At 39.2% G+C, this 13,764-nt stretch carries 3 protein-coding genes; all 3 read right to left on the bottom strand.

Annotated elements, in window-relative coordinates; genetic code table 11:
* Positions 1-145: 145 nt before the first annotated feature.
* The 3 genes from HBN50_RS11460 to HBN50_RS11450 all read right to left on the bottom strand — a co-directional run bounded on the left by HBN50_RS11460 (position 146) and on the right by HBN50_RS11450 (position 13,605).
* A complete protein-coding gene (locus HBN50_RS11460; RefSeq protein WP_273870116.1) occupies positions 146-5,581 on the bottom strand; it encodes a beta strand repeat-containing protein in 5,436 nt (1,811 codons plus the stop codon).
* A gap of 179 nt (positions 5,582-5,760) precedes the next feature.
* The gene (locus HBN50_RS11455) at positions 5,761-9,393 is read right to left on the bottom strand and encodes a fibrinogen-like YCDxxxxGGGW domain-containing protein (protein ID WP_273870114.1); all 3,633 of its coding nucleotides are present in this window, start codon (positions 9,391-9,393) and stop codon (positions 5,761-5,763) included.
* Positions 9,394-13,605, bottom strand: a complete 4,212-nt coding sequence (locus HBN50_RS11450; RefSeq protein ID WP_273870112.1) for a tail fiber domain-containing protein — start codon at positions 13,603-13,605, stop codon at positions 9,394-9,396.
* Positions 13,606-13,764 lie beyond the last annotated feature (159 nt).

Here is a 13,764-nt window from a genome sequence, read left to right as displayed (position 1 = left end):
TCTTTGAGAAAAGTTAACAAATTCTTATATTGTCCATCTTATCGAATAGTTAGAGAAATACCCTTGTAATAGCTTAACTATTTGAAATGATTTTCTAACTAAATATTGAGGGATTCTGATTTCGACTAAAAAATAGGGCAGGGGTTTATTGGCAAAAAGAGGCGTCTGGTTTTATTTCACAAACCACACTCTGAACTTCGATAAGCTGTGATTTTAGCTGCTCATTTTCATCTTTCAATGAAGCAATCTCACGACTTTGCTGCTCGTCTCTTGAACTGATATTTAAATAAATATCTCCGCTAGCAAGGCGGTGACCAATCACTTTTCCATCAAGAGTTTTTACAATTCTTTTTTCTTCAAGAACTTGATCGGCGTTTACGGGGACTTGACCCATCAAAGCGACAAGAACAGTATCTTTTTGATTAGCGAGTAATCTATTTCCTACAATTCCAGGTTTGGTAGAAACAATTCCTAACAATTTATCTCCGGTCTTATAAAGTCGAGCGAGTCCATTTTCTGGATTTAATCCTACAAGATCTCCTGGAGAGAGTTCTCCCTCACTGTGAAAGTATTCCGCGTAGTCAGCAGCTGTTACACTTGAGCTTACAGCATAGATGACACCTTCAGTATTATTATCAGTGTTACAAGTTGCATTGTTTCCAACACAAAGTCCTCCACCTGAAACCTGTAGTCGCGCTTCTGGAAGAGCTGTTCCGACTCCAAGATTTCCTGAATCATTGAGTACAAGCGATCCCTCTGTTGATCCAAATCCTGAACTTGCCCCATTTGTTTTAAAGTTCATTGTCGTACCAGAACCAGACATCCAAATACCACCGTATCCTGAATCTTTAAACACAATACCTCCACCTGATGAGCCATCAAGAAGAAGAGCAGCGTTGCTATTAGAAGCGGGGTCAAATGTCGTACTGTTATTAATGTGAAGCTTTGCTCCACTAGGATTTACTCCAACTCCAACTTTCCCCAAGCGATTCATTTTTAAGATAGTTGAACTTTCAGGAGTGCTAAAAGTTAGTGCACCACTACCTGACTCACTATCACTACCACTATAGCCAATTTTAAAATGGTCAACAGTAGCATTCTCGGCGAAAATGATAGAAGAAGAATCAGCAATATTTGCGGTGGCAGCTTGAAGTCTTAGACTTTCTCCATCACCGTAAACTGTTAGTTTATCGACAGGACTTCCTGTTGTTCCAATGGCAACATTACCTGTTGTTTTTTGAATCATCATTCTAGAAACTTTTTCATCAAAACCTAGGTCATCACTTGTATAGGCCGTTGAGTATATATGAAAGTTTCCTTCACCATTTTGAATGGCAAAGACATTTTCTCCTGTTTCATTATCATCGTATAACCCAATGGCCGCTCTCGAACCTTGCACTGTAATTTGTGGTCCTGACACTCCACCTTCTGTCCAACGGGCCTTTTGTATATGAAGTCCACCGATAGGAGAGGTTGTTCCAATTCCGACATTACCTCCGGCCGAATTTAAAATGAGGTTTCCATCATTTGTTGAACCAACATGTTTAGCTTGAATGAAGCCATATCCAGCTGTTCCTGCCCCGGCCACTGCTCCTATCTTTACTCCAACATCATTCGTTCCTGTAATCGTATCAAAATTTGCAATCCCAAAAGAACTTGGAGTATCAGAAGGACCTTTTACATTAAGTACGGAGGATGGAGTATTCGTGCCAATTCCCACATTTCCTGAGTCATTTTCTGTGACCAATTTGTACCATGGCTTGAAATCTCCAGTGTTATCACTGTGACGGATATAGGCCTCAGGAATTTCTGTATTGTTTGAGCGAATATGCAATTGAGCAACAGCACCTGAAGCGACACCACTTTGCATATTAAGCACTGCTCCACTATTTCCGGGAGTCGGGCTTCCTGTCGAACTTGTGTTGGACATATAGAGTCCGGCCGGCAAAGTTTTATCATCAAATGTGTTACTTGGAGGAAGGGAGAGACCCATATTGTCGGCGATGAAAGTTCCATTGACATGGAGTTTTGCACTTGGGTTTGTTACACCAATACCAACATTTCCAGATGGTCTTAATACAAATTGATGAGCTGAAAAACCTGTGTAAAAGTAATCGTCAGCACCACCGCCTGCGGAGTAGGCAACTCCCATTGTTAGGATGTCGTCGACATTGGCATTGGCCGTTCTGTCTAAGCTTATAAATTTATCATCAGTTCCTGCAAGAGAGAGAAGGGTTGTCGGGTTACTTTCTCCGATTCCAACCATTCCATTGCCATTAATTCTCATTCGTTCTTTGTTAAGATCGGCAATGATTGGACCACTCGTTCTAAAAACCAGCGATGATTTTCCATAGTCTGCATTACTTCCGGATGTCTCTTGAATAGAAGCTATTGAAGCATTAGCTACTTTTGATGTGCCCGAATAAGTCGAAGTAAATAAGATATTTGATTCTGCTCCAGCAGATGGATCTGTTGAACTAATTTCGAGCATAGCTGGAAAATTTCTAGAAGCTGCTAGGGAAACCGTTTGATCAACACCTGTCAAAGATAAAAGTGAATTAGGAGTAGAGGTTCCAATTCCTACATTTCCAGAACCATTAATGATCATTGCTGTTGATAAAGCATTATCACTCGTTCCACTTGAACCAGAAGGTGCGGTTTGAAAAAGAATACTACTGCTGCCAGTTCCTGTTGAGACACCGGATTTTAAAACGAGGTTTCCACCATTTTTATCGGTTGCTCCTGTCGTAGCCCCTCCTGCCGCAACTGATAAACTTCTACCCGAAGTATCGGCGACGGTATTTCTATTTACTAATAAAGATCGTCCGGAGTCACCATTAAGGCTAATATCTTCAGTTACGGCACCTGAGATATTTGTTAGTGCTGAACCATCTCCGGAGAAACTTGCTGCACTTATGCTGCCAGAAACATTTAAAGCAGTTGCTGTGACTGTTCCTGAAACATCTAGGGCAGTTGTAGGTGTTGTCTTACCAATGGCAAGATTACCCGTTAGATAGTTATCATCACTTGATGATTGTTCAACTTTTGAGACAATTTGTTTGTTATTGGTTGTTGTAATTCCTGTGTAACTACTTATGTCTGTTACAAGAGAACTTGTCCAACCAGTGAACTTAGATATTGTCGTAAAATTTGAAACGACACTTTTTACTTTGATTTGAGGGTAAGACCAAGAAGAAGAGACATCTCCAATGATGATAACGACTTTTCCTGAGCCATTGAGCCCAAGTCTAACCATCGGATTGATATTCCCTGATCGAGTATAGCCATGGCTGACAAATGAAGACGTTGATGTTCCGCCATTATAATACTTATAAAAAGCTAAATTGAGTTGCTCAAGGTTTGGTGAGTCTGAATAATTATAAAGAGTAATTTCTAAATCATTAATCCAAATACCTGTATCAGTATCATCCATATTTGTTGTAATGACGAGCGCTCCAGTTAAAGCTGGGCCACCCTCAAACCTAGAGGTAAGATTATTGTATGTGGTTAGACTTCCTGGGGAGATCGAAAGATTTGAAACAGAAACATTTCCCCCTGTATAGCTAAGATCACTACCAGATTGAGTCCAGTAGTTAATTCCCGCGATATCAGCATTGACAGTGACATCACCAGAAAGAGCTCCGCCACCAGTTAGCCCTGTGCCAGCGATAACAGATGTCGTCGAAGAAACTGCTCCAACATCTCCTGCAACAGCTCCTGTTTTATCGACTTTCGTCCAGGCAATGGCAGCCGTTGAGCTAATATCTGAATCGGCGATTGTTCCATCTGTAATTTCTCCTGATTCAATTGTTGAACCAAGTTTTGAAACATTCGTGCTTAAGACTGAATCGGGCAGTGTCCCTGTACTAACTTTAGAAGCATCAACTCCTGTGGCTATTTTTGCATTAGTAATTCCACTATCTTTAACTTGAAGATTATTAGAACCATTAATTTCTATCGTTGTATTATCAACTCTTGTCGTTAGCTCAGCTGTTGTAGAGCCATTGGCCACATCAATGGCACCACTTGCTGCTCCGGCAACACTTGTGACTGTTCCTCCCGAGCTTGAAGGCCAAGAAGAGCGACATGTTGTACCGATACAAAGTTCGGTTCCTTTGATTTTACCGCTAACTTCTAATCTTTCTGTAGGAGCCGTAACTCCGATCCCTACATTTCCGTTTGATCCATCAATAACCATATTTGTCTGTTGTGAACCAAAGTTAGAGGCTGAATCTCCAAAGATAATCTTTCCTGTGGAATTTGAAACGATGGCCAAGTCCCCTGAGGCTGCCGTAAGAGCACTACCATTAGCGCCAACATTTAAAATAGAGCCACCAGAATAAGAGTCAGAATATGTTGTGAGATAAGTGATATTTGAACCCGATTGATTGGCCATGGCCGATATTCCATCACTTGTTGGTTGAATCAATCTGAATCCAGGAAAATTAGAACTTTCAACTTCTAGTGTTGTTCCTGGAGTTGTTGTACCGATACCAACATTTCCACTTGATCGATAAATATCACCGGAATTCTCTGTCCAAGCATTTGTCGAAAGGGCAGAGACATCAGCGCAAATGAATTGATTAAGAATGAGATCGAATTTTACAATTTGATCTGAATTACAACCTGTAGGATTGAGTTGTGTTAGAGCAATTGTTGCACTGGCAATATCGGAACCGGTAATTGTTCCATCTAAAATGTGAGTTGATGTGATATCTGGTAAATTTGCATCGGGAACAATTCCAGAGAGTTTTGAGGCCGAGATTCCTGTGATTTTTATATCAGTAATGGCGCCATCTTGAATATGTGCCGTTGCTATTTGATTAGAATTAATCTTTTGTCCATTAATGGCATTGTCTTGAATTTTAGCAGTCGTGATTGCATTGTCTTGAATCTTTGCAGTAGCGATTGCATTGTCTTTTACTTCAAGTTGATTTGAACTAAGTCCTATTGTTGTGTTGTCATAGAGAACATCAATGGTTGCATCATTTGAAGAGATCGTTACATTTGTCGCTTCTCCGCTTGAGACGTTGGTAATGGCAGAGCTGAGACCTGTATCATCATTTGCACAAGTGAAGCCTCCTGAGCCATTTGATTTGATGACTTGGCCATTAGCACATGATGAAGTTAATTTAATAACATCTATACTGTTATCAGGAACAGAAATACTTGTAGCTTTTTTTGCATAAAGGGCCATAGGGGCGAAGTTGATTTGTTGTCGAGCATAAGTTTTAACATTTGTTGTATCTTCAACTTCGATATAAATTTTTTGATTATTTGTAACGGCTTCTTCGATAACTGTTGAAAGATCTTTTGTATTGGAGTCACATCGAGATGAATAATCTAGTTGTACTGTAAAGACACCATTTGATAAATTAGTATTCGTTGTCGATTGAGTACATCTTAGATTGAAAGTCGATGTTGGAAATTCTGTATACAATTTTATCGAAAGAGAAACGGGTCCACTTATTGGAGTACCTGTCGTTGGATTCACCAATCGACCAGAATAGGAGATCTCTTCACCAAAACTAGTGAAGCAAAAACTAAGGGCCATAATGAAAGCACTTATTTTTTTGATCAAACTAACTCCAAACTCAAATATATGGGAATATTTGAAAAGTCCAACAATATGTATTTTATCGGTAAGTTAGAAAAAATAATGATATTTTTCTAACTATTTAATTATAGAGGGCTACTTAAGAGGTTTAAGGTTTTAAACATTCGAATTTATGCCGAGATTAAGTGGCTTATCTATAAAGATCATCGGACAAACATGAGTACTTGATTAGAGTCATCGCCAATCGTAGTTCCACTACAATATGGGCCTGATCTATCATTGGCCTCTCCACAATAAGTTGTTCTAAGTCCTGACCAATTAATGGCATAGAGCTTATTAGGACTACAGCAATCTCTAGTGAAATAACCCTCCGTTGAATTTGTAAACCCCATATGCCTTTGCATTAAAGGAACAGTGGAATAGGACCATGAGGGCCTTTGAATCCATGATCCTGGAACATCACTAAGAAGAGTGGTTTGATAATCACTGACATTCTTTTTAGAAATCGTTCTCTTAATAATATGATATCCTGGAACATTGGTTGTTGCCGTTTGCTGACCAATCATAAGTTCACTAAAAGAAATTTCTGTATTCATGACTCCAAGAGAATAGGGCGCTGTCGTATCAAGAACAGTTCCCGTTGAAGAATACCAACCATAGTTATAGAGGGCCCGGTCGGGAATCCATTGACCACTATTGGTCGTACAATCCGTTTGATTAGTATAGGCACCAGCGCCAACCGTACAGACGTATTCACTCGATTCAGCTGGGTGAGTTCTGGCTAGAAGTGTCCAACCTCCTCCATCAGTTGTCATATCACAGTAGGTAAGAGTTGAATTCGAACTAGAGGGACCATCTGGTTTAATGATGTAGTAACCATCTCCCTTAGAATATCCAAAATCGAGGATCTCTTTACAACTTGTAAAGTTCTTAGAAACTCTCGTATAGAGCTCTACTATAGGTGCCCCGTTACCTGTTCCATGCGTATCTGAACTGGCCGGAATTCCAATTGTTCCCGTTCCCCAGGCAGCATAGGATGCCACAGCAAAGTACCAGCCTCCTGTATTGACGGCGCCATCTAAAAGAGAGCTTGCTCCATTTCCTGGCCCGTGAGATCCATTTCCAAGCTCAAGTCCTCCCCAGTCATTGCTCGTTGCATCGAGATAGAGTCCATTGTAGCCAGCTACATCAACGTCATCTGTTGGTAGGCTCGTTTGTGTCCAAATATTTCTTTTGCCATTATCTGGCCATCGGATCTGTAAATGATAAGGACCGTATTGGTTAAATAGTGGAAGCTTATCTAGGATTGAATAGAGTTTAGCTTCTGGCCAAAGTTCATTTTTATTAAGAGCATCAGTGGCATTGGTGAAGTAGCCTCCTGAAGTATCTTGATGAACAATTCTTGCTAAACCTCTTCCTGAATCGTAAGTTTCATCAAATTTACAATAGACTCTCATAGGAACTGAAGAGCTATCCCAAAGAGGCCAGATCGTATAAAAATCATTTTTAGTAACTCCTTGTCTTGCTAACACATCACAACTAGCAACATAGGGAATTGAAAAACGTTCAACATCTTTTAGTTTTACAATCTCACTAGCAGAAAGTGCCCTTTCAAAAACAAATGATCGTGAGAGATCGCCACTAAAAAAACGTCCACCACTATAGGCATTACTGGAAGTTCCGCCAATAAAGAGGTTTCGATTATAATTGGTGATAGAATAAGTTGTAGAGTATGCTAAGACACCATTGTGATATATACTAATGGCCCCATTGTCATACGTGACGGCCACATGTTGCCATTGATCTACAACGATAGGATCAGTTGTTGTACAACGATTTGTATCAACAGCACCAGTACTATATTCATGGAAGCAAATATTGTTATTATTTAAAATAATCCCTGCATCGATATTATTTCCGTAGCCTGAACCAATAACTGTTCTAAATCCATTTAACGAGTTTGGCTTTATCCAAATGGCCAACGTGAATGTTTGTTTGTCTTTGTAATTAGAAAGGGAATAGACTTTGTCATAAGTTGTTGAGGCTTCAAAAAAGAGAGCTTTATTTTCTAAACCAAAGGGACCCGTTGAAAAGCTTGCTCCTGAGATTGTGGCATTGATTCGGTATGGACCGTTATCGACGAGTTGTCCTGGAAAATTTGTATTCTCTTCAAAAAGAAGATGAGAGAGAAGTCCAACTTTAAGTGAATTTGAAAAGTCACAGTAAACTTCTATTTCATTTTTTCCATCTGGATAAACTTTATATTTCCCATCTGCTAATTCTGGCGAGATTGATTTTAAATCTTCACAACTTTTTGCAAGGGATTTTCCTCTAATATAATATCTTGCCTTTACACTAGAGAGACCTCCATTAAAACCACCCACACCTCTAACTCTTGAAGTATCAGTATTAGAAACTCGATTATAAATCCAATCGCGTGGATAATTTTCTACATCAGATGTAGAAGTTTGATCAAGACTTGTTCCAATACAATTTCCCCAGCCAATATTTGAACCAGAACTTCTTAGCTGATTAAACTTATAAGAGAGTCCTTGGCTATTTCGGAAGATAAATTGTTCTGAATTGGGGAGATCTGTACATGTCTCTGTCCCTGGTACAAGATTTCCTTGGATAAGAGAATTCAAAGTGGAATGACTTTCAAAAGAGAGTGCACTAAATTCATTAGCACTCCAATTTGCTAGGTCTTTGGCCATCATCTCTGTGGCCTCTGGAAAGTTATCTATATTGAGCATTCCTGTTAGATTGATATTGCTGTGATCATAGCTTGTAAAATCAATTCCAGGTGTATTGCTCACATACCAATCAAAGGACTGTTTAACAGGTAGAGCGGCATCAGCACTATTGGCATAGAAAAGTGTCCAGCCTCCACCATTTGTACTCATATCGCAGTAAGCATCGTAGGGGGCATCTCCACCTGGACCATCATGATCGATAAGATAGAGACCAGAGTTAGATGATGAATGGGCTTTAATTTGTGAGCATGATTTTGGGTAGTAGGGCCTTATCCATAATTCGCTCTTTGTTGTATTTGTATCAGTTGTTCCATCGTGAACACCAGGAATAACACCCGAAGAATAATCAACAAAGCTAGCTATTGCATAGAACCAGTTTGAATGATTTACACTTCCATCCATGAATGAACTCGTACAGTTAATGGCACAGTTTCTCTCGAGACCACCCCAGTATTGACCGGAATAGGTGATATCTATTGGGAAATATCCACTAACTGCCTGATCTAAGGTTGGGTTTGAGGATTGGGCCCAAATTTGATTACCACTAATTCCATCGAGAACTAGGCTGAAGGTAAAATGTCCTTGATCTCTAAAGAGTTCAAGCTTATTTAAAATAGAATAATCACTAGAAGTCGGACTTGATACATTTTTGTAATAGGCATCATTGATTGTAAAAAGAGTGGGGCGCGTCTGTCTAAAAAGAAGAGTCCATCCACCATCACTTCTAAAATCACAACTTGCATTAAAGGCCGCTTGTTGGCCAGGGCCGTCGGGATCGATTTGATAAATGCCATCTGCTCGAAGACCTGCTTGATAATAGGCATGACAGTCTTTCAGTGCGCTTTGCGCTTGCACACTAATTCCACTTGGAGGGGATGCTTGAAAGCTATTCCAGGAACTCGTAGTTTGAGTTGGAATATAAATATTATTGTTCGAAGTATTAGTGATAAGAAAGTAACCACTGGGTGTATCGATATAGCGAATAGAGTTTGCTTGAATTTCATAGCCCTCAGTCTTAGAGTTCATTGAGAACACATTTGAAGAGATAAAAAGAGTAAGTAGGATGATGATTGAGTTAATCAATTACTGATCCTTTTTTAATTTTTCTAGTCTTTCTAGTCTCTCGATCATAGTTGAAATTAAAAGTGACTGATTCTCTATTTTCTTTTTAAGAATGGTATTCTCTTCTTCTAAACTTGCTATTCTTCTTTCATTTTCAATTTGATTTATATTTAACTCTTTTACTGATTCAACTAGAGGAGCTACAAGGTTTGCGTATTTAACCGCCTTGAGTCCTGTGATTTTATCTGTAACAACAAGCTCTGGGAATATCTCTTCAACTTCTTGAGCAATGAAACCATAAGTTTTCAGATCGTTTCTTTTCCATACAAATGAGACTCCACGAAGTTGTAATATTTTTTCAAGAGCAGAATCTATCGTATAAATTTCTTTTTTAAGTCTTCTATCAGATGTTGTTAAATAAGAAGTCGCTTTAACGTTATTGGCAACTTCTAGTTGTTCACTCGGTGTTGTTGTTCCAATACCAACACGACCCGTATTTGTAATGGTTACTTTTGCACTTGGATTTGTTTCAGTTGAAAGTTTGTTGACGAATTGAAATGTTCCTGTGTCCTCTTGAATATGTTGAATGTAGAAAGCATTTGAAATGGCACCATCATAAACACTTGTGTCATTACCATTCATGGCAATATCTACACCCGAAATTCCAGAATCTTGGAGAAGTCTTAGTATTGGATTTGAGTTTTCATAAGATGTATTATTGTCAGTATCCGACTCAATGACAACGATAGCATCTCCATTTACTCCGGCGCCTCTTGTAAAATGTGCCGTTCCAGCTGGAGTGCCTGTCCCAACTCCAATGCTTGCACCTTCTGAAGCACCTCTAATTGTAAACGCCGTGATTGAGTTGGCATTTGCTCCTGCATTGGATTCAGTATCTGAATTGGTTACGCTAAATCGTATCTGACCAAAGGCCTCGTCATTATAATAATGAAAATCTGTTGTTGTATCACCAATACCCACAGAGAGATATTCATTTGAGTTACTATCCAATCTCGTAACTTTTAGAGGATTTGTATTTGTGGAAGTATTAAATAGTGAAGAACCGTTTACTTGAAACTTCTCTTTTGGTGCCGTTGTTCCAATACCGACATATCCACTATGAAGGATATTAAAAAGTGGGGAGAATGAGTTCATGGCATCTGAATTTGATCCAACAGTTAAACGGTTCCCTGAGGCTCCATTGACGTTCATCAATTGAAAGTTCTTTGCATCGACTGGAGCAGGAGAGAGCGGGGCCATAAAGTCTATGACAGCAGTGGATGCTCCAGAAGCATCTCTATTTGATTCGAGACGAAGAGTTGCCTGGCTATTTGTTGTTTCTTTTATGTGTAAATCAACGACTGGAGCTGATGTTCCAAAACCAATATTACCGTTGTCATTATCTAAAACAATCGCATCAGGACTCCCTGTCGGAGCTCCAAGGTGAGTATTATCGGAAGCATCAACATAGATTCCAAAGCTAGCTGTGTTTGCGTTGTTTGTAATGCGAAATCCTTCGTGAGCAGCATCACTACTTTGTTTGATATGAAATTTACTTGCAGGGGAAGTTAACCCAAGTCCTAGACTTCCCGTGTTTGTTAATGTCGCTTTGGTTGATCCACTTGTTTGAAGAAGTATTGAACCAGAACTATTACTATCACTATCGGCACTTAAAACGACATCTGTCGTATTAGAAGAGTTTGAGGAACTGACATTTGTTAGTGCGGACCCATCACCAGAAAATGACGTGGCCTTTACTGTTCCTGATACATCAAGAGCTGTTGTAGGTGCTTCATTTTTAATACCAACATTTCCATTATTTCTTCGAATCGTAATTACGTTTGAATCACTAGTAGCAATTGAGTCATTTGTCTCATGAACACCGATATGAAGAAGATTCGTTGAAGAGGCATCATAGTGAATAAATGATCCTTGGTATGTTCCATTTCCTTCTGTGAAGCGAATTCTTCCACCTTCTGTTTGATTAATTGATGAGCCTGAGAGAGTTAAAATAGGACCGTTGTCTTTGTCATCACTCCCTGCCAGAGAGAGAAGAGACATTGGAGAATTTGTTCCAACACCAATATGCCCATTTGATCTCACGGTAAATCGAGACTTTGTTACTGCTCCATCATAAATTGAAAAACTTCCTGCTCCAAGAGAGTGACCGTCTGATGTTGAAAGAAGATAGTAATTCCCGCCATTCGTTGCCGTGTTTTCAATATTTATACCAACAGCATCGTTTGAAGCACCGGTTCTTTGAATATGGAGATCTTTTGTAGGAGCGCTTGTTCCAATTCCAATATTTCCTGCAGTGTATCCTAGTGCTGTAGACGCCTTCGTCCAATAGTTAATCGCAGCTAGATCAGCATTGAGAGTAATATCACTTGAAAGTGATCCTCCTCCTGTTAATCCAGTTCCTGCCGTGACAGTTGTCGTATCTGCTACGGCACCAATATCACCTGCAGCTGCTCCCGTTTTATCAACTTTAGTCCAAGCAATAGATGCTGTTGCGCTAATATCTGAATCCGCAATTGTTCCATCAGTAATTTCTGCTGATTCGATTGTCGATCCTAGCTTTGAAACATTCGTACTTAGAACAGAGTCGGGAAGAGAGCCTGTCGTAACTTTTGAAGCATCAATTCCTGTTGCAATTTTGGCATTTGATATTCCACTATCTTTTACTTGTAAATTATTTGACCCATTAACTTCTAAGGTAAGTCCATCAACACGCGTTGCAACTTCTGCACTTGTTGTACCATTAGAAACATCAATGGCTCCATTTGCTGCCCCTGCTATATTCGTCACTGTCCCCGAAGTATCACTAGGCCAGCTTGAGCGACAAACCGTTCCAATACATAATTCACTACCTTTTACTTTTCCATTAACCTCTAGTTTCTCAGTAGGAGTGTTTGTTCCAATACCAATATTTCCACCAGCAAGAATTGTTAGGCGATCTCCTGCTCCTGTTTCTCTTAAAATAAAGCTATCGCTCACATCTCCTCGCACTCCCATTTGCCAAGAGTCGGCATCGTTAATGAAGGCAATTTGAGCAGAACCATCGGCCGAAGTATTTTCAACATGAATTTGTTCAGTATCACTTGCTACGACATGCAGGGCCTTTGTTGGTGAACTTGTTCCAATTCCAACTTTTCCTGTTGTGCGATAAATATCTCCCGAATTTTCAGTCCAAGCATTTGTTGAAAGACTGGAAGCATCAGCACAAATAAACTGATTGAGAATGAGATCGTACTTAACAATTTGATCTGTACTACAGCTCGTAGGATCAAGTTGATTCAAGTCAATTGTTGCACTCGCTATATCTGCTCCAGTAATTGTTCCATCCTGAATATGTGTCGATGTAATGGCCGGAAGATTGGCATCAGGTATAGTTCCAGATAATTTTGAAGAAGAGATACTTGTAATTTTGACATCAGTAATGGCTCCATTTTGTATATGAGCTGTTGCAATGGCATTACTTGGTATCTTACTCGTAGTAACACTATTATCTTGAATTTTAGCTGATGAAATGGAATTGTCTGCAAGCTTGGCATTTGTAATGGCCGCGTCTTTAACTTCAAGTTGATTTGAATTGAGACCTATTGTCGTGTTGTCGTAGAGGACATCAATTGTTGCATCATTCGATGTAATCGTAACATTCGTTGCCTCTCCACTAGAAACATTTGTAATGGCCGAGCTTAGACCTGTTTCATCATTGGCACAACTAAAACCTCCTGCACCATCTGATTTCAAAACTTGTCCATTTCCACAAGAAGATGTGAGCTTAACAACATCTAAACTTTTATCAGCAAGTGCGACGCTAGAGGCTTTCTTTGCATAGAGGGCCATTGGCGCAAAGTTGATAAGTTGCTTTTCGTATACTTTGGAATTCGTTGTATCTTCAACTTCAATATAAAGCTTCTGATTATTACTTGTGGCCTCTTCGATGATCGTTGAGAGGTCTTTAGTATTTGAATCACATCGAGAAGAGTAGCTAATCTGAATATTGAAAACACCATTTGATAAATTAGTACTTGGTGAATTTTGAGAACAGCGAAGGTTAAATGTTGAAGCTGGAAATTCTGTATAGATTTTAATTGAAAGAGAAACTGGTCCCGTTAGTGGAGTTCCCGTTGTTGGCTCTACCAATCGTCCAGAATATGAAATTTCTTCTGCAAAATTAGAGAAGCTTAAAAGAGAGAAGGTGAATAGAAATAAAAACTTCTTAAACAATCCTGTAACTCCGGTTACTTAGGTTGTTATGATTTTTAAATAAAATCAACAACTACTATTTTATCGGATAGTTAAGAGTATTTATTAATTATTCACTAAGTGATTTAAATCACATAAATATTAAAATTATTATCTATTGAGTTAACTTTTAGAATAGCC

The organism is Halobacteriovorax sp. GB3, from assembly GCF_028649655.1.
Lineage (GTDB): Bacteria > Bdellovibrionota > Bacteriovoracia > Bacteriovoracales > Bacteriovoracaceae > BSW11-IV.
Note: the sequence above shows the minus strand (reverse complement) of the source record. Positions and strands in the feature narration are given on the sequence as shown.